Genomic DNA, 21,804 nt, shown 5'->3' on the forward strand with positions numbered 1-21,804 from the left:
CGAAGGCGCGGCCCCTCCACCCGCGCCCTCGCTTAACACCGTCTGCCCTGCGGGAATTACTCGGCCCGTCCTGGGCCTCGCCCCTTCGGGGCCGCTGCAAGCAGCGTTCAAATCTGCTCCCGGCAGATTTGTCCTCGCTGCACCCGCGTTGTCGGGCGGGTCGGCTACGACAAACGTCCCTGTTAGTCTCGCCTCAACCGGCCTTCCCTGGCCGGTTGCCCCTGACAACGCCGTCTTGCTCGGCAGCCGGTGATGCGCGCCCAAGGTCAACACCCGGATCTGCCGCCACCGGGCAACCTGTCCCCTCAGTTTGATATTGCGTTATGGAAGACAGTGAAAATAGTGAGATGAGCAGGGTGTTGGGCGCCCTTGAAGACGCCGAACGCAGGAGCGGCGCATAGGCGAAACCGCCAGGGACGGCGGTTTCAGGCGAGACAGGCAGGGACGCCTGTCGTAGCCGGCCGTGATGCGACGGGACGGAGGGAGGGAAGTTGGCGCAGCCAACCGTCTGATTGGGCAAGGGCGCGGGTTGCAAGGGGCCGCGCCTACGGCCCCTTGCTCGGTCGAGGCGCGTGAGTCTCATGGTGCATCTCACCTTTATTGACCGAAAACTTCACGAACGCCCGCAGAAAAACGCTAACTGACAAGCATTACGCCGCAGCGCCCCTTTGCATTGGCTCACTTTTATCAGAAGTGGCTGTTGATGCTCATATAGTAGGTGCGGCCCGGTTCGTTAAAGGTGGCTGCACCCGCACCGGCGATATTGATCGCGCCGGTGATAGGGTCGCCCACGTTCTGCGCGTTGCCGGCGCGGAACTGGCGTTTGTCGAACAGGTTGTCGATACCGGCGGTGATGCTGAGGTTTTTGGTCACGTCATAGCTGGCGCTGGCGCCGACGATGGCGTAAGGGCTGACCTCACGCGTTTCCGTTCCGGTCGCCGGTTTGCCCTGATAGTTGTATTTCTTCGGCTTCTGACGGCCGTACCAGGTCAGGGTGGACTGCATCGACAGATCCTCGGTGGCTTGCCAGCTCAGGGTCGAGTTGATGGTGAACTTAGGGATCACCGACAGATAGTCGCCGGTGCTCTTGTTCTTGTTCTCGATCATGTAGGTGGCGTTATTGCTCCAGGTGACGGCTTCGCTGACCGGCACGTTCAGCGTGCCTTCCAGGCCCTGAACCACCGCCTTCGGTACGTTCTCCCACTGGTAAACCGCCGTGCCGGTGCTGCTGGTGGCGATGCGAGACGTGCCCGCTTCGATCTTGTTGCGGTAGTCGTTGCGGAAGTAGGTCACGCCGGCCAACCAGCCGTCGTTATGGAACTCCAGCCCGATCTCTTTGTTGACGCTGGTTTCCGCCTTCAGATCGTCGTTGCCCAGCAGGTAGCAGCCATTTCTGATATCGCCGCCCGCGCAGCCCTGGCCTTTGCTGTACAGCAAATAGTTACCGTTGGTCTGGAACAGGTTAGGCGCTTTGTAGGCGCGGGCGATGCCCATCTTCAGCGTGAAGTTGTCGCCCAGCTCCTGCGACAGGTTCAGCGCCGGGCTCCAGTTGTTGCCGGCCTCGGAGTGCAGATCGTAGCGCAGACCCGGCGTCAGCATGGTGCTGTCGGTCAGCTCGATATTATCTTCGGCGAACAGCGAGAAGATATGGGCGGAGGCGTAAGGGCTGCGCGTGCCGTTCCCCATGCCGGGGATGGTGCCGCCCATCAGCGTCTGGCTGGTGGAGGTGCCGTCTTTCATCCGCTGCTGGTTCCATTCGGTGCCCAGGGTGGCGGTTTGCGCCACGCCCAGCTCAAACGGCACGCTGACTTCGCTGTGCGCCAGGAAATCGTCCAGCTTGGTGGTGCCGAAGCCGCTGTTTTTGGTATCGAAGATGCCCTCGGTGCCGCCGGCCAGGCCTTCGTTCAAACGGGTGTTGCGGGTGCGCTCGAACTGAATGTAGTTGTTGGTGCTGACGCCGCTGTCCCAGGCGCCGCGGTGGTTCAGGCCGAAGGTTTCGCGGTAGATGCGGTTGGTTTCTTTGCCGTAGTTGCTTTGCACCAGCGCGTTGGTGTTGGTGTTCTGGGTATCGCCGGCGTACAGGTTGCCCTGGCGGCCGTAGGCATATTCAAACTCCAGAGACTGCAGATGGGCGAAGTCCCAGTGCAGCAATGCGTCGATGTTTTTGTCGACCACGCCTTCGCGCCCGGCGGGAATGCTGCTGGCATAGGCGCCTACGCGCTCAGATTTGTGAGATTCGTTGAGGTCCCAGGCGTCGGCCTGGGTTTTGCTGTAGCCGCCGAACAGACGGAAGCTCAGGGTGTCGCTCAGCGGGCCGGACAGGCTGAAGTCGGTGCGCTTGGTGGCGCCTTCCTGCTTGTGCTGCGGCACGTTGAAATAACCGTTCAAGGCGCCGTGCAGTTCTTTGCCGGCCTTCTTGGTGATGATGTTGACCACGCCGCCTGCGGCGCCGTTGCCGTAGCGCGCTGCGGCAGGGCCGCGCAGCACTTCGATGCGCTCGATCATTTCCGGCGGCACCCAGGCGGTATCGCCGCGGGTGTCACGCTCGCCGCGCCAGCCCTGGCGCACCGAGTTGCGGCTGGTGGCCGGTTTGCCGTCGATCAGGATCATGGTGTTTTCCGGCCCCATGCCGCGGATGTCGAGCTGGCGGTTGTTGCCGCGCTGGCCGCTGGTGGAGTTGCCGGTCAGGTTAACCCCGGGCATGGTGCGGATCAGTTCGTTGATGTCGCGCGCCGGCGGGCGTTTTTTGATCTCGTCGGCGGTGATGGTGGAAACCCCCGGCGCCTGCAGGTTCTGCCGGGCGGCGGTGACCACGATGGTGTCTTCCGAACGCGGTTTTTTATCGGCTGCGCCGGCGTTTTCTTCGGTGGCCGTGGTGTCTGTTTGCTGTGCGGCACTGGCCATGACGGACGTGCCGAGTCCTAACCCGATGATGGTGGCTAACGAATAACGAGATAATTTGCTGTTCATTTGAGTTTCCTACCTTGCTGCCATCCCGCGCAGAGTGGGGGAAGGGCGGTTGTAGTTTTTGTGTAGTCGGAAATAGAAAATCGGCTGCGGCAAGGGATGTTGCGTTGCTATCCCCGATCCCTGTCCGTTGCGCGCAAGACCAGCCCGATCTCCAAGCGTCACACACTATTGCAAATGCAAATAATTATCAATAGTATTCGATATACCGTGCGTTTGGGTGGCTCCTGTCGATACGGATATGTCAGCGTTTCTCTGAGCCGCCAACTACAAGATGGGTAGGCGTTGTGAATACAGAATTACAGTCAGAAAGCAGCAAGTTATTGGCCAGTTCCCACGCCGGCAGCCCCGGTTGGTGGTTGAAAGTGGCCCGGCGCGGCACTCCCTGGGTGGAGCCGGCGGGCGATGGCCGGTGGCGAGCCACGTTTTTCTGGCGCGATCCTCAGGGATGCGAACTGACCTCCGCTTACCGGCGGGTATGGATCCACATTAACTGCCTGACCGACCACCATCAGCCGAACCCGCCGCAGAGCCTGCAACGCCTGGACGGCACCGACGTATGGTACTGGCAGACCGAGCTGAACGGCGCCTGGCGCGGCAGCTACTGCTTTATCCCCTGTTTTGACGAGCGCCCGCCGGAATTCAGCGGCGACGACGCGCACGCCAACATGCACAACGTGCGCCACTGGTGGCACCAGGTGTTCGCCAGCGCCACGCACGATCTGCTCAACCCGCACCGTTCCTGGCCAGGCACCAGCGGCAATTGCCTGTCCGGCCTGCATATGCCGGACGCGCCGCCGCAGCCGGCATGGCGCGCATTCGACGAATACGAAATCGCCAGCGGGCGCTGCACGCCGCCGCCGCCGGCGCGCCTGCAGCGCCATACCTGGCACAGCGAGCGGTTGGGCAACAGCCGTAACGTCTGGGTCTACACCACCGGTGAAAGCCGGCCGGGCGAGCGCCCGCTGGCCGTTCTGCTCGACGGCCAGTTCTGGGCGCAGCAGATGCCGGTGTGGGATCCGCTGATGCAGCTGACCCGCGAGGGCGCGCTGCCGGAAGCGGTCTACCTGCTGATCGACATCATCGATCTGAAGCATCGGGCGCGTGAACTGACCTGCAAGGAAGATTTCTGGCTGGCGGTGCAGGAAGAGCTGCTGCCGCAGTTGGCCGAGTGGGCGCCGCACAGCGACAATCCGGCCAGCACTGTGGTGGCCGGGCAAAGCTTCGGCGGCCTGTCTTCCCTGTTCGCCGGGCTGCGTTGGCCGCAGCGCTTTGGCGCGGTGATCAGCCAGTCGGGATCCTACTGGTGGCCGCGGCGCGACATGCTGCAGCAGCCGACTGTCCCGGAAGATGCCTGTTGGCTGATGCAGCAGGTGGAGCTACAGGGGTTGGGCAATCACGGCGCGCTGAAGGTGTTTATGGAAGCCGGCTCGCATGAAAAACTGGTGCACCGGGTCAGCGGCCAGATGGCGACGTTGCTGAGCAACGCCGGGCACCGGGTGCATTACCGGGTGGTGGAGGGCGGGCACGACGCCCTGTGCTGGCGCAGCGGCCTGACCGACGGGCTGCAGGCGGCATGGGCCGCTGCCTTCGCCACCGCCTATCCCACGCAGTCGGAATCGTCTCTTTCAACGGCGCAAGGCGAACATGATGGAAAAGCTGAATCCGTTCGATGATCAACAGCAGCGCAGCCTGGTGCTGCGCAACGTACAACAACAATATAGCCTGTGGCCGGATTTCTGCGCCATTCCCTCTCTCTGGACGGTAGCTTTCGGCCCGGCGGCGCACGCAGAGTGCGTCGGCTGGCTGGAGCAGCATTGGCAGGATATTCGGCCGGTATCACCGCCAATGGCGTGATCGGCACCAGGTAATAACGGGAGCATTAGCAGTGTCACAAACCCCAATTTCCGCCACCGGGCCTCGCGTTGCCGGTGAAATGCCTTTGGTTGCCGCTCAGCCCGGCATCTGGGTGGCAGACCAAATTTCCCCGCACCGCAACGCTTATGCGGTGGCGCACTGTATCGAACTCAATGGCCCGATCGACCCGGCGCTGCTGCTGCAGGCCATTACTCTGGGCCTGAACGAGGTGGATACGCTGCGGCTGCGTTTCGAAGAGCGCGACGGCGTGCCGGTGCAGTGGCTGGACGAAACCCTGGCGGTGCGCGAGCCGGAGCTCGTCGATCTGGCTGATTCACCGGACGCCGCCGCCGCTGCACGGGCGCTGATGGAGATTGATTTGGCCGGCGAACTGCGTGCCGGCAGCGGCATGCCATTATATCGCAACGTGCTGATGCGCCTGGCGGATAACCGCTGGTTCTGGTACCAGCGCTATCATCACATGCTGGTGGACGGCTTCAGCTTTACCGCCATAGCCCGGCGCATCGCCGCGCTGTATAGCCACCTTTGCCGCGACGAGCCGCTGGAGCCGACGCCGTTCACGCCGTTCAGCGAGGTGGTGGCGGAGTATCAGGCCTATCGGCAGGCGCCGGCCTGGCAGCGCGATGCCGATTTTTGGCGCGAGAAGGCGCGCCAATTGCCGCCGGCGGCGACCCTATGCCCGCAGCCGCTGGCCGGACAGGTGCCGACGCCACGCATTCACCGCCTGGAACAGCACTGCGATGAACACGCATTCGCTGCGCTGGTGCAGACCGGGGGCCAACAGAAGCTGAACGCCGCCGATATGGCGGTGGCGCTGCTGGCGCTGTGGGTGTCGCGGTTGAGCGGCCAACCCAGCTTCAGCGCCGGCTTCATTTTCATGCGCCGTACCGGATCGGCCGCATTGTGCGCCGCCGGGCCGGTGATCAACGTGCTGCCGATGGAAATGCACCTCGAGCCGCAGGCCACGCTGTATGAAGCCGCCGCCCGCATCAGCCGCGAGCTGAAAAGCCTGCGCCGCCATCAGCGTTACGACGCTGAACAGGTGCAGCGCGATCTGGGCCGCATTGGCGATGCCGAGCCGCTGTACGGCACGGTATTCAACTTCAAGATGTTTGATTACCAGCTGGATTTCGCCGGCATCGAGGGCATAACCCGCGATCTGGCCTCCGGGCCGGTGCGCGATCTGGAGATTGCGCTGTTCATCGACGGGAACAACCAGCTGAAGGTTGAGCTGCTGGCCAACGCCGAACGTTACAGCCGCCAGGAATTGCAGGCTCACCTGCGGCGCCTGCCGCTGCTGCTGGCGCAGTTTGCCGCTCAGACGGATTTGCCGATCGGCGAAGCCGACATGCTGACGCCGGAAGACCACGCTTTGCTGGCTCGAGTCAATGACACCGCGCATCCGGTGCCGGCTACGACGCTGAGCAGCCTGCTGGCGCAGCAGGCGCAGCGCACGCCGGACGCGCCGGCCCTGGCCGACGCCCACTTCAGCTTCACCTACCGCGAAGCCCGTGAACAGGTTGGCGCGCTGGCGCGTCAACTGGCGGCTCAGGGCGTGCGGCCGGGCGACATTGTGGCGGTTGCGCTGCCGCGCTCGGTGTTTCTTTCGTTGGCGCTGATGGCCATTGTCGAGGCCGGCGCCGCTTACCTGCCGCTGGACACCGGCTATCCGGACGAGCGGCTGGCGATGATGCTGGAAGACGCCGCGCCGCGCCTGATAGTCACCAGCCCGGCCCAGCAGGCGCGCTTTGCCGGCCAGGGCGACATTTTGCTCTACGATGCGCCGCTGCCGGCCGATCGCGCCGCCGGCGTGACGGTCAACGGCCCAACGCCGGATCACGCGGCCTATATCATCTTTACCTCCGGTTCTACCGGCCGGCCAAAGGGCGTGCTGGTCGGCCATCAGGCGATCGTCAACCGCCTGCTGTGGATGCAGCACCAGTACCCGCTGGCGGCGGACGACGTGGTGCTGCAAAAAACGCCGTGCAGTTTTGACGTTTCGGTGTGGGAATTCTTCTGGCCGCTGATGGTCGGCGCACGGCTGGTGATGGCGCCGCCGGAGGCGCACCGCGATCCCGAGCAGTTGCAGCAGCTGATTGCCCAGCATCGGGTGACGACCATGCACTTCGTGCCGTCGATGCTGGCGGCGTTCGTCGCCGCACTGGACGGCGAACCGGCGGTCGCCGCCTGCAGTTCACTGCGCCAGGTGTTCTGCAGCGGCGAAGCGCTGCCGGCGGAGCTGTGCCGCCTGTGGCAGAGCCGCACCGCGGTGCCGCTGCATAACCTGTACGGCCCGACCGAAGCGGCGGTGGACGTGACCTGGCATCCGGCCCACGGCGCAGCGCTGGCGCGGGTGACCGGCGCCAACGTGCCGATCGGCCTGCCGGTATGGAACACCGGCCTGCGCATTCTGGACGCGCGCCTGCGGCCGGTGCCGCCGGGTGTCGCCGGGGATTTATACCTGACCGGCATCCAGCTGGCGCAGGGCTACCTCGGGCGGCCGGAGCTGACCGCCGGCCGCTTTGTGGCCGACCCGTACGGCGACGGCGGCCGCATGTACCGCACCGGCGACGTGGCGCGCTGGTTGCCGGGCGGCGAAGTGGAATACCTGGGGCGCAGCGACGATCAGCTGAAAATTCGCGGCCAGCGCATTGAGCTGAGCGAAATCGATCATGCGCTGTTGTCGCTGCCGGGCGTGCGCCAGGCGGTGACCCATGCGCTGGTGCTGCAGGGCACGCCGGTAGACGCCGGCGGCGACGCGCGTCAGTTGGTGGGGTATCTGGTGGCGCAGCCGGGCGTGGCCTGGGATCTGGACGTGCTGCGCGCGGCGCTGGCCGATCGCCTGCCGCCGCACATGGTGCCGGTGGCGCTGGTGGAAATGGACGCGCTGCCGCTGAGCGCCAACGGCAAGCTGGATCGTAAAGCCTTGCCGCAGCCGCAGGGCGGGGAGCGCAAGGCCGGCCGCGCGCCGCAGGCCGGGCTGGAGGCCGACATCGCAGCGGTGTTCGCCCGTTTGCTGCAGCGCGAACAGGTGTTCGCCGACGACGACTTCTTCGCCCTCGGCGGCCATTCGCTGTTGGCGATGCGCCTGGCGGCGGAGCTGCGCCGCGATCTGGGCAAGGCGGTCTCCGTCGGGCAGGTGATGGTGGCCTCCCGCGTCGAACAGCTGGCGCAGCTGCTGGCCGAGGAGCGCACCCAGGAAGAGGCGGATCGCTGCGGCTTCGACAGCGTGCTGCCGCTGCGCACCACCGACGGGCCGACGCTGTTCTGCCTGCACCCGGCTTCGGGCTTTTCCTGGCAGTTCAGCGTGCTGCCGCGCTATATCGATCAGCACTGGTCGCTGGTCGGCATTCAGTCGCCGCGGCCGGACGGCCCGCTGGCGCTGAGCGAGGATATGGATCAGGTGGTCGAGGCCCACCTGCAGACCGTGCTGCAGGTACAGCCGCACGGGCCGTATCACTTTATCGGCTACTCATTGGGCGGCACGCTGGCGCAGGGCATCGCCGCCCGTCTGCAGGCGCGCGGCGAGCAGGTGGCGTTCCTCGGCCTGCTGGACACCTACCCGCCGGAAACCCAAAACTGGGACGTGATGCTGGACGACAACGTGCTGAAAGAAGTGCAGCGAGAGCGCGAGCAGTTCCTGGCGGTATCGCAGGACACGCTCGATCCGGCGCTGGGAGAAACCCGCGTGGCGATGTTCGACAATATCGAAGCCAACTACGCCGACTCGGTGCGGCTGTTGTCCCATACCCGCACCGCGCGTTTCCATGGCCAGGCGACGCTGTTTGTCGCCAAACGCACCTTGCAGGAGGGGATGGACGTGCAGCAGACCTGGGCGCAGTACGTCGATACGCTGCAGGCGCACGAGCTGGACTGCGCGCATGTGGATATCGTCTCGCCGGCGTCGTTCAAAGTATTGGGACCGTTGCTGAACCGCATACTGCGGGCTTTGTAACCGGCGTTGTTCGCGTCGGCCGCCAAATGTCGGGGGTGATCCCGGCGTTTGGCGGCGCCTGATTATTGAATGTCAATGAGTTTTATTATCATTATTGATACCCCCATCTGTGCTAGCATGAGCGCCCACGCTGTTGCAGCCCTGGCGCAATGTCCTTTTGAAGATTGGTGATGAACCGATGAGTAAACCCTCTATCCTGCTTGATTTTGGCCTGCTGAAGAGCAACCGGTCCTTCCGGGCGGTGTTCTGTGCGCGCTTTATTTCCATTTTGGCATTGGGGCTGATGGCCATCGCCATTCCGGTGCAGATCCAGGCGCTGACCGGTTCGACGCTGCTGGTCGGCCTGGCGGTGACCCTGGCGGGCGGCGGCATGTTCGCCGGGCTGCTGATGGGCGGCGTGTTGGCGGATCGCCACGAGCGCCGCCGTTTGATCCTGTTTGCGCGCTCCACCTGCGGCATCGGCTTTGTCGGCCTGTGCATCAACGCCGCGCTGCCTGCGCCTTCCCTGACGGCGATTTACCTGCTGGCGGTATGGGACGGTTTCTTTGGCGCCGTGGGCGTGACCGCGCTGCTGGCGGCGACCCCGGCGCTGGTGGGGCGCGAAAACATCGTGCAGGCCGGCGCCATCAGCATGCTGACGGTGCGCTTCGGCTCCATTCTTTCCCCGGCGGTCGGCGGCCTGGTGATCGCCAACATGGGCATTGCCTGGAACTACGGCCTGGCGGCATTTGGCACCCTGCTGACGCTGTTGCCGTTGCTGAGCCTGCCGCAGCTGATGCCGCCGCCGCAGCCGCGTGAACACCCGCTGCGCGCGCTGGCGGGCGGTTTTGGCTTCCTGTTTCAGAACAAGGTGATTGGCATGGTGGCGCTGATCGGCGCGCTGTTGACCATGGCCAGCGCGGTGCGCGTGCTCTACCCGGCGCTGGCCGGCGGCTGGCGGGTTGACGCTTCCCATCTCGGCTTTATGTACGCCGCGGTGCCGCTCGGTGCGGCAATAGGCGCCTTCACCAGCGGGCGGGTGGCGCAGGTGGCGCGCCCGGGCTGGGTGATGTTGTTGACCGCCATCGCGGCCTTCGTCGCTATCGGTTTGTTCGGCCTGATGCCGTGGTACAGCCTGGCGCTGCTGTGTCTGGTGGCCTTCGGCTACCTGAGCGCGCTGAATTCGCTGCTGCAGTATGGGCTGATCCAAAGCCTGACGCCGGACAATTTCCTGGGGCGCATCAACGGCCTGTGGACGGCGCAGAACGTGGTTGGCGACGCGCTGGGGGCGCTGCTGCTGGGGGCGATGGGGGCATTTATGCTGCCGGCGATGAGCGCCAGCGGCTTCGGCTTCGGCGCGGCGGCCTTCGGCATCCTGCTGGCCTTCGCCATGGCCGGGCTGCGTCAGGTGACCCTGAACAAACCGCAACCGCAGCCCGTCGCCGAAAAGTAACGGCGTGAAGTCGGCAGCGCGGCGGCTCGAAAGATAACGGGTAGGTTGACATGGCAAATATCGGCGAGTAATTTAGCGCGGAATTAACTTAAATGATAATCATTATTATATTGGTTATCAGTTAACAGCTTGAGGACGTAGCGATGGATATTGCCGTGAAAGGTGCCAACCGAAAGGAACTTCAGGAGCGGGCGGATGAACCGTTCGGCGCTGACTTTTCTCCTGCATCGGGCTTCTTCTTCACCTCCCCGTTCCGCAGCCTGATTACCGCCGGCTGCTTTAGCCGGGTGACCCAGCCGGCTGCGGACGGCGCCGATCTGAACGGCGAGTTCCAGCGGCAGGTGCGCCAGGCGTTTGCCGAGGCGCGAGCCGCCGGGGTAAAGGAGCCGCTGCTGTGCGGCGCCATTCCCTTCGATACCCGCCAGCCTTCGGCGCTGTTTATCCCGCACGAAAGCCGCTGGTTCGACCGCGCCGCCTTTATGGCCGGCGTTTCGCCGGTGGCGGCCGGCCCGGAAATCGCCCGCGTCGCCGAAGTGCCGACGCAGCCGCATTTTATGCAGATGGTGAGCGATGCGGTCGCGGCGATGAAAGCCGGGCGGCTCGACAAGGTGGTGCTGTCGCGGCTGCTGGAGATCGAGACTCGTGAGCCGGTAGACCGCCATGCGCTGATGGCGCGCGTTATCGCCCAGAACCCTAACGGTTTTCACTTCCATGTGCCGCTGGAGCGGGGGGCGCTGTTGGGCGCCAGCCCTGAACTGTTGCTGCGCCAGGCCGGCGGGCATTTCCATTCCAATCCGCTGGCCGGCTCCGCCCGGCGCGAGGCTGACCCTGAACGCGACCTGGCGGTGGGCGAGCGGCTGATGGCCTCCGGGAAAGATCGCCATGAACACCGCATCGTCACCGAAGGCATGCGCCAGGTGCTGGCCGGGCGCAGCCGCTACCTGAACGTGCCGCAAACCCCTGAACTGCTGACCACCACCACGCTGTGGCATCTTTCCACCCCGATTGACGGCGAAGTGGCCTCGCGCGACGAAAGCGCGCTGTCGCTGGCCTGCCTGCTGCACCCGACGCCGGCGCTGTGCGGCACGCCAACCCCGGCGGCGCACGCGTTGATCGGGCGGCTGGAGCCGTTCGATCGCGGCCTGTTCGGCGGCATCGTCGGCTGGTGCGACGCCGAGGGCAACGGCGAATGGGTGGTCACCATCCGCTGCGGCACCGTCGATGGCAGCCGGGTGCGGTTGTTCGCCGGCGCCGGCATCGTGCAGGACTCTTCCCCCGAATCTGAATGGCAAGAAACGGGCACCAAACTCAGCACCATTCTGCGTGCCTTCGGTTTGAATCAAGGATAACGACAAGATGAGCATTGCCTTTACCCCCTGGCCGGCGGAGTTCGCCAGCCGCTACCGCGAACGCGGCTATTGGATTGACCTGCCGCTGACCGATATTCTCGACCGCCAGGCCGACAACGACGCGCCGGCGATCGCCGATGCCCGCGGCAGCCTGAGCTACCGCGAACTGAACCTGCTCTCCGACCGCCTGGCGGCCGCTCTGCAACGCCGCGGCGTACGGCCGGGCGAGACCGCGCTGGTGCAGTTGGGCAACGTGGTGGAGTTCTACGTGGCGTTTTTCGCGCTGCTGAAGATCGGCGTGGCGCCGGTCAACGCGCTGTTCAGCCATCAGCGCAGCGAGCTGAACGCCTATGCGGCGCAGATCAAGCCCGCGCTGCTGATCGCCGATCGCGAACACGGCCTGTTTGCCGATGACGAATTCCTCAACGCCTTCCGCGCCGAGCATCCTTCGCTGCGCCTGGTGGGCTTGCGTAACCAACCGCAGGGCGAACGGGCATTGGCCAACTGGCTGGAAGAACCCTGCGACGGTTTTGTCGCCGCGCCTTCCGCCGCCGACCAGGTGGCGTTTTTCCAGCTCTCCGGCGGCAGCACCGGCACGCCGAAGCTGATCCCGCGCACCCACAACGATTACTACTACAGCATCCGCCGCAGCGTGGAGATCTGCCGCTTTGACCGGCAGACCCGCTATCTGTGCGCCTTGCCGGTCGCCCATAACTATCCGATGAGCTCGCCGGGCGTACTGGGCGTGTTCTACGGCGCCGGGCAGGTGGTGTTCGCCGCCGATCCTGACGCCGCCCAGTGCTTCCGCCTGATCGAACGGCACCGCATCAACGTGACGGCGCTGGTGCCGCCGGCGGTCACGCTGTGGCTGCAGGCGATCGAAGAGTGGGGCAGCAATGCCGCGCTGGCCAGCCTGGAACTGCTGCAGGTGGGCGGCGCCAAGCTGGGGGAAACTCTGGCGGCGCGCATTCAGAACGAAATCGGCTGCCGGCTGCAGCAGGTATTCGGCATGGCGGAAGGGCTGGTTAACTACACCCGTCTGGACGATGACCCGCGGCATATTTTGACTACCCAGGGGCGGCCGATGTCGCCGGACGACGAAGTCTGGGTGGCGGATGAAGACGGCAACCCGTTGCCGGCGGGGGCGGTCGGGCGCCTGATGACGCGCGGCCCTTACACCTTCCGTGGCTACTACCTGAGCCCGGAGCACAACGCCAGCGCCTTTGACGCCGAGGGGTTCTACTGCTCGGGCGACCTGATCAGCATCAGCGAAGACGGCTACATCACCGTCGAAGGGCGCCAGAAGGACCAGATCAACCGCGGTGGCGAGAAGATCGCCGCCGAGGAAATTGAAAATCTGCTGTTGCGCCACCCGGCGGTGATCAACGCCGCGTTGGTGTCGATGCCGGATGCGTTGATGGGCGAAAAAAGCTGCGCCTATATCATCGCCGGCGCACCGCTGAAAGCGGTGGTGCTGCGTCGCCACCTGCGCGAGCAGGGCGTGGCCGACTTCAAGCTGCCGGACCGTTTTATTCAGGTGGACAGCCTGCCGCTGACACCGGTCGGCAAAGTGGACAAAAAACTGTTGCGCCAGCGTCTCGACGCGCAACAACAGACTCAGGCTCAGGGAGATTAATCGATGGCCATTCCAAAACTTAATGATTACGCGCTGCCAGCCGCAGACGAACTGCCGAACAACAAGGTTAGCTGGCAGCTGGAGCCACAGCGCGCGGCGCTGCTGATCCACGACATGCAGCAGTATTTCCTCAATTTCTGGGGGGAAGACAGCGCGCTGATCAAACAGGTGGTGGAAAACATCGCCAGGCTGCGCAGCTACTGCAAACAGCAGGGCATTCCGGTGTTCTATACCGCTCAGCCGAACCAGCAGAGCGATGAAGATCGCGCGCTGCTGAACGACATGTGGGGGCCGGGCCTGAACAAGCATCCGGAACAGCAGGCGGTCACCGCGGCGCTGGCGCCGGACGCGGATGACACCGTGCTGGTGAAGTGGCGCTACAGCGCTTTCCACCGCTCGCCGCTGCAGGAAATCCTGCAGGAATCCGGCCGCGACCAGCTGATCGTCTGCGGCGTGTACGCCCATATCGGTTGCCTGACCACCGCCATCGACGCCTTCATGCGCAACATCCAGCCGTTTATGGTGGCCGACGGCCTGGCGGACTTCTCGCGCGAAGAGCACCTGATGGCGCTGCGCTACACCGCCGGGCGCTGCGGCCGGGTGGTGACCACCGCCTCCCTGCTGCCGTCTGCGGACATCGCCAGCAAAGAGGCGCTGCGCCGGCAAATTCTGCCGCTGCTGGATGAAGACAGCGAAGACATGGGCAACGACGAGAACCTGATCGACTACGGTCTGGACTCGGTGCGCATCATGGAGCTGGCCACCCGCTGGCGCAAGATCCGCGGTGATATCGACTTCATCGCTCTGGCGCGCAACCCGACCATCGACAGCTGGTGGGCGCTGCTCTGTGCCGAGCAAAACTGATTTTAACCATAACGCCGTTGCCGCCGCCCGGCGTTGGCTGGGCGGCAATTTGACTCGATCGATACCTTAGGGAAATTATAATGAATACTATGATTAATAAGGGAAAACGTGCGGCATTCCCGCTGATGCTGCTGTCCTCGCTGCTGTTTTCGGCACCGCTGCTGGCGCAAACCGCGCCGGAGGTGCTGCGCAAGCCGGTTGGCAAGGGCGCCTATGAAATGGTGTACAGCCAGGGCGAGAACGCGCTGTACCTGGCGACCTCGCAAAGCCGCAAGCTGGACAAGGGCGGCGTGGTTTATCGCCTGGATCCGACCACGCTGGACGTGACCCAGATCATCCATAACGACATCAAGCCGTTTGGCGCAGCTATCAACGCCAAAACCGGCACGCTGTTCTTCGGCAACACCGTCAACAACTCGGTGACCGCCATCGACGGCAAAACCGGTGAAGTGAAAGGCCGCCTGGTGCTGGACGAGCGTAAACGCTCCGAGAGCGTGAAGCCGCTGGCGCCGCGTGAACTGGTGGCGGATGCCGACACCGACACCCTGTACATCACCGGGCTGGGTGAATCCAGCGTGGTGTGGGTGGTGGACGGCAAGGATCTGACCCTGCGCGCCACCATCACCGGCACCGGCAAATACGGCACCGGCCTGGCGCTGGACGCCGCCGCCAAACGCCTGTATGTCACCAACGCCGATGGCGAGCTGGTGACCATCGACACCCAGAGCAACAAGGTGCTGTCGCGCAAGAAGCTGGACGAGTCCAAAGAACACTTCTTCCTCAACATCAGCCTGGATAGCGCCAACCACCGCGCCTTCATCACCGATTCCAAGCAGCCGCAGCTGCTGGTGGTGGATACCCGCAACGGCAATATCCTCAGCAAAATCGACGTGCCTGAGTCGCTGGCGGTGCTGTTCAACCCGGCGCGCAACGAGGTTTACGTGACCCACCGCCAGGCGGGTGAAGTGAGCGTGATCGACGCCAAAAGCTACAAGCTGTTGAATACCGTCAAGACGCCGACCCACCCGAACAGCCTGGCGCTGTCGCCGGACGGCCAGACGCTGTACGTCAGCGTGAAGCAGGCCTCCAGCCGCGAGAAAGAAGCCACCGCGCCGGATGATGTGATCCGCGTAGCGCTGAAGTAATCCCGCACGGGCAAGCTAAGCGAACAGGCGCCGCGGCAACGTTGCGCCTGTTTTTTTTCGCCTGAAATCGGCTCACCATTGCCGTCCTGGAGAGATCCTGGCGATCCCCGTCTATCAATCGCAATCATTACCGCTCGTCATCACTCTGTTGCCGTTTGGCGGCTGCAGGAATGGCAAATAAAGGAAAGTAAGATTTAATATTTAGAAAGCGTAATTATTTAAAAATCCGCCTTGTCGCAGGTTTTTATGCCCGCCTTTCAGGAGGTAATGTAAAGAATCTTCAGCGCCGCTTACTTTAGTTTTTTAAGTGGCTGGTTGTATTTTATTTTTTATAAAAATCAAAATGATTATGGTTTTTGTTAAAAAGTTCTCGGTTATTTTCGCTTGTCATAAACGCCTCCGCTTCTATGGTTAATAGTGGGCTTTCCCGATTGTGGGATGGTCCCGTGCGTGTCAAAAACGCCATGTGTCAGCTTCAAGCCACGATGAAAATCATCATTTTTATTCATGTAATCGGCCCTGGGCGGGTAGGCGCGAGCCTGTTTGTCCCCCTACAGAGAGAAGCCTGCTGTGACGATACTTAAACCGCTGTTAGCCAGAAACCGCAGCTGGGCGCTACAACAGCGCCAGCGCAACCCCCAATACTTCCATAAGCATGTCGCCGGCCAGCAGCCGCAGGCGTTGTGGATCGGCTGTTCCGACAGCCGGGTCCCCGCCGAGGTGCTGACCGGCGCACACCCCGGCGAACTCTTCGTGCATCGCAATATCGCCAATATGGTGCTCGAGGATGACGACAGTCTGATGAGCGTTCTGCAATATGCGCTGGAGTACCTGCACGTCTCGGCGATCGTGCTGTGCGGCCATTACGGCTGCGGCGGCGTCCAGGCGGCGGTGGCGCTGCCGCAGATGCCGCTGGCGCAGGAAAACAGCGCGCTGGCCCGGCGCATGGCGCACCTGCGCGCTTCGTTGGCGCATAATCTGCAGACCTATCAGCAGTCGGATGCCGACGACGCCTGCCGCCTGAACCTGCTGATCGAGGCGCACGTGACGACCCAGTTCGCCCACCTGATCGCCAGCGAACCGGTGCGCCGGCGCTGGGCGCAGGGGGCTGCGCTGGACGTTTTCGGCTGCGTTTACGATCTGCAGCAAGGGCATTTGAAAGAGCTTATCCATCAGGACGCGGCGGAGGTGGCCCATGAACTTCAGCACTCTGCGTAATGACATCCCCGCCGGCATAGTGGTGTTTCTGGTGGCGTTGCCGCTCAGCCTGGGCATCGCGCAGGCCAGCGGGCTGCCGCCGTTTGTCGGGCTGTTGACCGGCGTTATCGGCGGCATTCTGGTGACCCTGCTCAGCCCTTCGCGCTATGCCGTCAGCGGCCCGGCGGCCGGTTTGGTCACCATCGTCGTCGGGGCGATGGAAACCCTCGGCTCCTTTTCCCTGCTGCTGGTGGCGCTGATGCTGGCTGGCGCATTGCAGCTGATTTTCGGCCTGCTGCGCGCCGGCCGCTGGATTTCGCTGGTGCCCGGCACGGTGATCCAGGGCATGCTGGCGGCGATCGGTATTTTGCTGATCATGCAGCAACTGCCGGTGGCGCTCGGTTATCAGGGCGAGGAAGGGCTGACGGCGCTGCTGGCCAGGGGCGGCGAACTGCTGTCGCCGGCGTCGATAGTGATAACGCTGGTGGCGCTGGTTATCCTGTGGTTGTGGACCACCGCGCCGATCAAGCGCATCCGGCTGATGAGCTTTATTCCCGGCCCGCTGGTGGCGGTGCTGTGGGGCAGCCTGGCGGTGGTGTTTGGCGAACGGATAATGCCGGAAAGCCTCGGCAATATCCCGCGCATCGCGCTGCCGAAGTTCGACAGCGCCGAAACCTTGGGCGCGCAGCTGAGCCGCCCCGACTGGCAGGGCGCGTGGCGCAACCCGTCGGTCTACCTGATTGCGGTGACGCTGGCGCTGGTGGCCAGTTTGGAAACCCTGCTGAGCCAGGAAGCGTTGAAAAAGCTGAAACCACAGACGCCGGCGCCATCGCCGGATAAGGAAATGCGCGCGCAGGGCGTTGGCAATATGCTGAGCGGCTTTCTCGGCGGCCTGCCGATCACCGCGGTGATCGTGCGCAGTTCGGTCAACGTTAACGCCGGCGCGCGCAGCAAAGCGTCGATTCTGCTGCACGGTGCGCTGCTGCTGCTGAGCGGCCTGTTGTTCAGCGACCTGCTCAATACCATTCCGCTGGCCAGCCTGGCGGCGGTGCTGCTGTATACCGGCTACAAACTTGCCGCCCCGGCGCTGTTCCGCGCGCAGTGGCGGCAAGGGTTGCCGCAGTTTGCGCCTTTTATCATTACCGTCGGTGGCATCATCGTCTTCGGCATGCTGGCGGGCATCGCCCTCGGCCTGATGGCCCAGCTGCTGTGCAGCACCTACAAAAGCCACCGCAATGCGCTGCAGCTGAGCCGCTATGACGATCACTATGTGGTGCGCTTCCACCAGAACCTGACGTTTCTGCATAATCCGCGGCTGCACAGCCTGCTGGCGCAGATCCCGGATAACTGCGTGGTGATCGCCGAGCATGATAACGCCGATTATATCGATCCGGACGTGAGGGCGGTGTTGGCGGAGTTCGGCGCCGGTGCGGCCAACCGCGGGATCCGGCTAAGCCGTTGGCCGGTGTAATGGATATCGACCTTTAATTGCTGATTAATAGCCACTCAACGGGGTGGCTATTAACCGGCTGATTTGATTTATGTGATTGATATTTATTGTTTTATTTAATTTTTATAAGAACTTTCTTATGTGGTAAAATCTCCCCCAGCTTATTGCGGGCTAATTATTGCTTAATTAGCTGATAAATGCGGGAGGGCTATGCGGTATATAATTAACAATAATATTAAATATCATGAAGATAGATCTGAATTGGTCTCGTTACACAAGCATACAGAGCCCCTGCAACTCACGGCGACGCTGAATCGCTTGCTCTCCGCCCTGGTGAGAAACAATAATCAGGTGCTTTCCCGCGAAACGCTGCTGATGCAGGTGTGGGAAGCGCATGGCCAGGTCGCCTCCGGCAACAACCTCAATAATACCATCTCAATCTTGCGCAAGATGTTCGCTTCGCTCGGCGAAGAGGAGATTATCGTCACGCTGCCGCGGCAGGGCTTTATGTTTACCGCCACCACGCTGAAAACGGCGGACAGCCAGGCGGAAAAGCTGGAGGGGCCTGATGTTGAGGCGGTTGCGGCCACTGCGGCATCCACCGTTCGTGGTTTCCAGCGCTTTAAGTTAACTAGCCTGGTGGCACTGGTGCTATTGGCGACGGGCAGCGTCGCCTGGGCCTGGCAGGACGCGGGCTATCTGCCGGCCAGTATGATAGATGCCGGTAGTATCGATAACTGCAGCGTGCGTTTTATCACCTCGTATCATAAGCCGGGAACCCGCCAGATCGATTTGAGCCATTTACGCGACATGCTCAAGCAAAGGCCGCACATTCAATGCCAGGAACCGGCGACGCTGCTCTACTACGACACGCAGACGTTAGCGCCGACCGGTTCCGGGTACAGCCGCGCTTCTTATTTCTATTATTGTCCGCAGGCGAAAATGGCGGATGGCAATGTGCAATGTGAGAATTTCTATGAAAGCTGGGGCATGTAATGTGATGAAGCGCTATGGCTACGGGGTTGTGGTGTTGCTGGCTATCGGCTGTTGCGGCATCTCTGCGTACTTTTTATTTTTCAGGCCGCAAATCCCGGAGTGCCAGGCGGTTGAACATGTGACCGACCACGTTGCCGGGCGCACTATCGAACGTGTGCTGCTGATTAGCCTGGTGCCCGATAGCCGCCGGCGGGTGACGGTGTTGTTGAACGGCAGGATTGCCGACGGGAAAGATCGTTACGTGGTCGAGCGCGCCCTGGTGATGGACTACCAGCGGCAGGGAAACAACTATTTCCTGTTGGTGAAGGAAAATATCAAAAAATCGCAGGACAACGTGGAGCGCGCGGACCTGAACCGCCGCCTGCCGGAGAAGGGCCAGCGCTTGCATTTACGCATTGAGCAGATTGACAACCGGCATTTCCTGGTGGCCGATAACCATGCACCGTTTTACGTATGCGTGGCACCCTAAGAAAAATCCCCTTGGTTAAGCCAAGGGGATTCGGAAGAAAACGGTACCTGGTGGGATAATTCTTACAATATCACGGCTGTTTTTTATTGATGTAATGGTAAATGCATGGGCTGTTGACTTCTCTTGGGCAAAAGGTCAATAACTCTTTATCTTTCTGATTCGCATCATCGCGAATATTATCATAATAATACGCGTCGGCCTTAATCCTGCAGCTAAAACCGGCGTGCTGAATAATCTGCTTTATCTTCGACAGGTCCCCGCCGCCATAATTCATGCTGTAAATCTGACAGCGTTCATAGTTACCTAACGGATACATGCTGACGCGGGTGCTGTTTTGATAAAACATCATAGCGGAAAACAGCATCAGGCCGACGACGAATGTCACGATCATGCGGCGTAATGAACGCTGATTTCCGTTAACGTTACGCTCCAAATTTATATCCGCACGGTGTGATACCTCCTCCGGGGTAAAGTTTTCTTTTGTATCAACCTGGCTACTATCATCGATCTTGTGAATGATCTCGGCGCTAAACTTAAACCCCTGGCGTGGGTAGGTGATAATAATCTCCTCTTCGCCGAACTGCGCCAGCGATTTACGTAACCCGGATATATAATTATTCAGGTTATTATTGGAGGCTTTAAGGCCATGCTCGACCCAAACCTCATTAAGCAGCTTATCGCGCAGCAATAGAACATTATTATTGCGGATAAACAGCGACAGCAATCTGGCGCTGGGCTTGAGCAGAACTATTTTAGTCGTCGAATTATCGATATGCGCCAGCGCGCACTCATCCTCATTGTAGAGGACATTATTGTTTATATGGAAAATCATTTTTTCAACCTATCAACTTACCTGTCGAGAGATGATTCTGAGACCTGTGTGTTCTTTTTTCAATCCTTTGAGGTGGTGGTCAATAGGATTTTTCTATTTCTTCATATAATTACTCTGGTATATGTCTTTAGTTATAAGTTTTTAAAGATAAATGTCTGTCTTTAATTTGTATGTTTTAGAATAAAAACCTATATCTGTATTATTTTCTTTGTATAAATCCTGTGTTTTTGTCTTTTTGCGACATAACGTTTTATTTTTTGTCTTGGCGCGGTAAATTTGTTGCCACTGATACGGAACGCTGAAAAGCAGGTATCAGCGAGAGAATCAACGCTAAGCAATAAAGCCTGGCGTTAATCATCAAGAGAGAATTGTCGATTTAATTGACGTCAATTGGAACCTCTTTACTTACTAAGGAATGTAAGGGATTTATATGAAACTGAACAAAATCATGATGGCAGCGGTATTGGCTTTCGGCGTATCTTCTGTTGCTCACGCGGCACAGGATCAGGGCCACGGCACCGTGACCTTTAAAGGCGCAATTATTGACGCACCTTGCTCAATTACCCCGGAAACCGTAGACCAGACCGTTAACCTGGGCCAGGTTTCTAACGTGGCGCTGAAAGACGGTGGCCAGTCCACGCCGAAAAGCTTCCAGATCAAACTGGAAAACTGTGAGTTGAATGAGAAAGCTCCTGGTAAAAACAATGCCGTTTCCATCAAGTTTACCGGCGCATCTTCGGTAGGTGACGACACGCTGCTGGGCATTACCGGTACTGCCAAAGGCGCCGGCATCGCCATCACCGACGGCTCCGGTAAGCTGGTTGAACTGGGTAAAGCATCTAGCGCACAAACTCTGGGCAACGGGAATAACACCCTGAGCTTCTCCGCTTACCTGCAGGGCAGCAAGGCTTCTGGCGCTGTAATTACCCCGGGCGAATTCCAGTCCGTAGCTGACTTTACCCTGGCTTACCAGTAAGTCCGGTTGTGCAGTAACTATGCAGCATGCGGGCTTGCCCGCATGCTTTTCCAGGAGTTTGAGCGTTGGAAAGTCTGTGAATAGGGAATATTCAATGAGTTATTTTCCTGCAAAATTAATGCTTCCTTGCCTATTGGCCTCACTGTTAATGGCGAATGGCGCTTATGCCGCTCATTCCACTCAGGGATGGGGACGGGTCAATATGCAAGGGGCCATTATCGATACCGCGTGCGCCATTTCCGCCGGCAGCCGGGAGCAGGTGATCGATATAGGAATTACACCGGCAGCGGATATTATGCGTGACGGCAGCGGAGGGGGACGCCATTTCTCTATTGAACTAATTAACTGTGTTCTGTCACGGGCCGAAAGTAAATTGCCGGACTGGAGTGGTTTTCAGGTGACTTTTGATGGGGATGCCGACGGGGAGCTATTTGAGGTACACGGTGGTGCAAAAGGCGTTGGGTTGCAAATCGTCGATGCGGAAGGAAACATTGCCCGGCCAGGAAATCCGCTGCCCATCAGAGAAATACTGCCGGGGCGAATGCTGCTAAATTATCAAATGCGCTTGGTTGCCAATAAACAGCCACTGCGGGCAGGGGGCTATTATTCTGCGGTACGTTTTAAGATGGATTATTACTGAGGCTTATCTCTACCGATA

Annotated in this window: 16 protein-coding genes; 14 read left to right on the forward strand and 2 right to left on the reverse strand. The window is 61.0% G+C overall.

Annotated elements, in window-relative coordinates; all coding sequences use genetic code 11:
- Window positions 1-687 precede the first annotated feature (687 nt).
- A complete protein-coding gene (locus KHA73_RS01280) occupies window positions 688-2,970 on the reverse strand; it encodes a TonB-dependent siderophore receptor (RefSeq protein WP_234587588.1) in 2,283 nt (760 codons plus the stop codon).
- 284 nt (window positions 2,971-3,254) lie between these two features.
- Here KHA73_RS01280 and fes point away from each other — a divergent pair, with 284 nt between their 5' ends.
- The 12 genes from fes to KHA73_RS01340 all read left to right on the forward strand — a co-directional run bounded on the left by fes (window position 3,255) and on the right by KHA73_RS01340 (window position 19,338).
- A complete protein-coding gene (gene fes, locus KHA73_RS01285) occupies window positions 3,255-4,643 on the forward strand; it encodes an enterochelin esterase (protein WP_234587590.1) in 1,389 nt (462 codons plus the stop codon).
- Window positions 4,618-4,824 (forward strand): MbtH family protein, encoded by a 207-nt coding sequence (locus KHA73_RS01290; RefSeq protein ID WP_234587592.1) that lies wholly within the window; start codon window positions 4,618-4,620, stop codon window positions 4,822-4,824. Before fes ends, KHA73_RS01290 begins: the two co-directional genes overlap by 26 nt.
- A 79-nt stretch (window positions 4,825-4,903) precedes the next feature.
- Entirely contained in the window at window positions 4,904-8,800 is a 3,897-nt protein-coding gene (locus tag KHA73_RS01295; protein WP_380738657.1) for an enterobactin synthase subunit F, read from the forward strand.
- Window positions 8,801-8,978: 178 nt separating this feature from the next.
- A complete protein-coding gene (gene entS / locus KHA73_RS01300; RefSeq protein ID WP_234587596.1) occupies window positions 8,979-10,232 on the forward strand; it encodes an enterobactin transporter EntS in 1,254 nt (417 codons plus the stop codon).
- A 143-nt stretch (window positions 10,233-10,375) separates the two neighbouring features.
- On the forward strand, window positions 10,376-11,581 hold the full coding sequence (locus KHA73_RS01305) for an isochorismate synthase (RefSeq protein WP_234587598.1): 1,206 nt from the start codon (window positions 10,376-10,378) through the stop codon (window positions 11,579-11,581).
- A gap of 7 nt (window positions 11,582-11,588) precedes the next feature.
- Window positions 11,589-13,217, forward strand: coding sequence for a (2,3-dihydroxybenzoyl)adenylate synthase (locus KHA73_RS01310; RefSeq protein ID WP_234587600.1), 1,629 nt, complete (start codon window positions 11,589-11,591; stop codon window positions 13,215-13,217).
- Between the two features lie 3 nt (window positions 13,218-13,220).
- Window positions 13,221-14,081 (forward strand): isochorismatase, encoded by an 861-nt coding sequence (locus KHA73_RS01315; protein WP_234587637.1) that lies wholly within the window; start codon window positions 13,221-13,223, stop codon window positions 14,079-14,081.
- An 89-nt stretch (window positions 14,082-14,170) separates the two neighbouring features.
- Entirely contained in the window at window positions 14,171-15,226 is a 1,056-nt protein-coding gene (yncE, locus tag KHA73_RS01320; RefSeq protein ID WP_380738660.1) for a 7-bladed beta-propeller protein YncE, read from the forward strand.
- A gap of 570 nt (window positions 15,227-15,796) precedes the next feature.
- Window positions 15,797-16,444, forward strand: a complete 648-nt coding sequence (locus KHA73_RS01325; protein ID WP_234587639.1) for a carbonic anhydrase — start codon at window positions 15,797-15,799, stop codon at window positions 16,442-16,444.
- Window positions 16,422-17,894: a SulP family inorganic anion transporter gene (locus tag KHA73_RS01330; RefSeq protein WP_234587641.1), complete on the forward strand. Its 1,473-nt coding sequence runs from the start codon at window positions 16,422-16,424 to the stop codon at window positions 17,892-17,894. The genes KHA73_RS01325 and KHA73_RS01330 overlap by 23 nt, the downstream gene beginning before the upstream one ends.
- A 189-nt stretch (window positions 17,895-18,083) precedes the next feature.
- Entirely contained in the window at window positions 18,084-18,869 is a 786-nt protein-coding gene (locus KHA73_RS01335; RefSeq protein ID WP_234587643.1) for a winged helix-turn-helix domain-containing protein, read from the forward strand.
- A 1-nt stretch (window position 18,870) separates the two neighbouring features.
- The gene (locus KHA73_RS01340) at window positions 18,871-19,338 is read left to right on the forward strand and encodes a hypothetical protein (protein WP_234587645.1); all 468 of its coding nucleotides are present in this window, start codon (window positions 18,871-18,873) and stop codon (window positions 19,336-19,338) included.
- A gap of 70 nt (window positions 19,339-19,408) precedes the next feature.
- On the opposite strand, the gene KHA73_RS01345 is transcribed toward KHA73_RS01340, so the two are convergent.
- Window positions 19,409-20,170 (reverse strand): winged helix-turn-helix domain-containing protein, encoded by a 762-nt coding sequence (locus KHA73_RS01345; RefSeq protein ID WP_234587647.1) that lies wholly within the window; start codon window positions 20,168-20,170, stop codon window positions 19,409-19,411.
- Window positions 20,171-20,600: 430 nt separating this feature from the next.
- Between KHA73_RS01345 and KHA73_RS01350 the strand changes: the two genes are divergently transcribed.
- Window positions 20,601-21,146, forward strand: a complete 546-nt coding sequence (locus KHA73_RS01350; protein WP_234587649.1) for a fimbrial protein — start codon at window positions 20,601-20,603, stop codon at window positions 21,144-21,146.
- 94 nt (window positions 21,147-21,240) lie between these two features.
- Window positions 21,241-21,786, forward strand: coding sequence for a fimbrial protein (locus tag KHA73_RS01355; protein WP_234587650.1), 546 nt, complete (start codon window positions 21,241-21,243; stop codon window positions 21,784-21,786).
- Window positions 21,787-21,804 lie beyond the last annotated feature (18 nt).

The organism is Serratia entomophila (genome assembly GCF_021462285.1).
Taxonomy (GTDB): Bacteria; Pseudomonadota; Gammaproteobacteria; order Enterobacterales; family Enterobacteriaceae; genus Serratia; species Serratia entomophila.

Excerpts from the sequence above, each read along its gene's own strand:
- KHA73_RS01280 (WP_234587588.1), bottom strand. The coding sequence starts at position 2,970 with ATGAACAGCAAATTATCTCGTTATTCGTTAGCCACCATCATCGGGTTA.
- KHA73_RS01290 (WP_234587592.1), top strand. The coding sequence starts at position 4,618 with ATGGAAAAGCTGAATCCGTTCGATGATCAACAGCAGCGCAGCCTGGTG.
- KHA73_RS01295 (WP_380738657.1), top strand. The coding sequence starts at position 4,904 with ATGCCTTTGGTTGCCGCTCAGCCCGGCATCTGGGTGGCAGACCAAATT.
- entS (WP_234587596.1), top strand. The coding sequence starts at position 8,979 with ATGAGTAAACCCTCTATCCTGCTTGATTTTGGCCTGCTGAAGAGCAAC.
- KHA73_RS01305 (WP_234587598.1), top strand. The coding sequence starts at position 10,376 with ATGGATATTGCCGTGAAAGGTGCCAACCGAAAGGAACTTCAGGAGCGG.
- KHA73_RS01310 (WP_234587600.1), top strand. The coding sequence starts at position 11,589 with ATGAGCATTGCCTTTACCCCCTGGCCGGCGGAGTTCGCCAGCCGCTAC.
- KHA73_RS01315 (WP_234587637.1), top strand. The coding sequence starts at position 13,221 with ATGGCCATTCCAAAACTTAATGATTACGCGCTGCCAGCCGCAGACGAA.
- yncE (WP_380738660.1), top strand. The coding sequence starts at position 14,171 with ATGATTAATAAGGGAAAACGTGCGGCATTCCCGCTGATGCTGCTGTCC.
- KHA73_RS01330 (WP_234587641.1), top strand. The coding sequence starts at position 16,422 with ATGAACTTCAGCACTCTGCGTAATGACATCCCCGCCGGCATAGTGGTG.
- KHA73_RS01335 (WP_234587643.1), top strand. The coding sequence starts at position 18,084 with ATGCGGTATATAATTAACAATAATATTAAATATCATGAAGATAGATCT.
- KHA73_RS01345 (WP_234587647.1), bottom strand. The coding sequence starts at position 20,170 with ATGATTTTCCATATAAACAATAATGTCCTCTACAATGAGGATGAGTGC.
- KHA73_RS01350 (WP_234587649.1), top strand. The coding sequence starts at position 20,601 with ATGAAACTGAACAAAATCATGATGGCAGCGGTATTGGCTTTCGGCGTA.
- KHA73_RS01355 (WP_234587650.1), top strand. The coding sequence starts at position 21,241 with ATGAGTTATTTTCCTGCAAAATTAATGCTTCCTTGCCTATTGGCCTCA.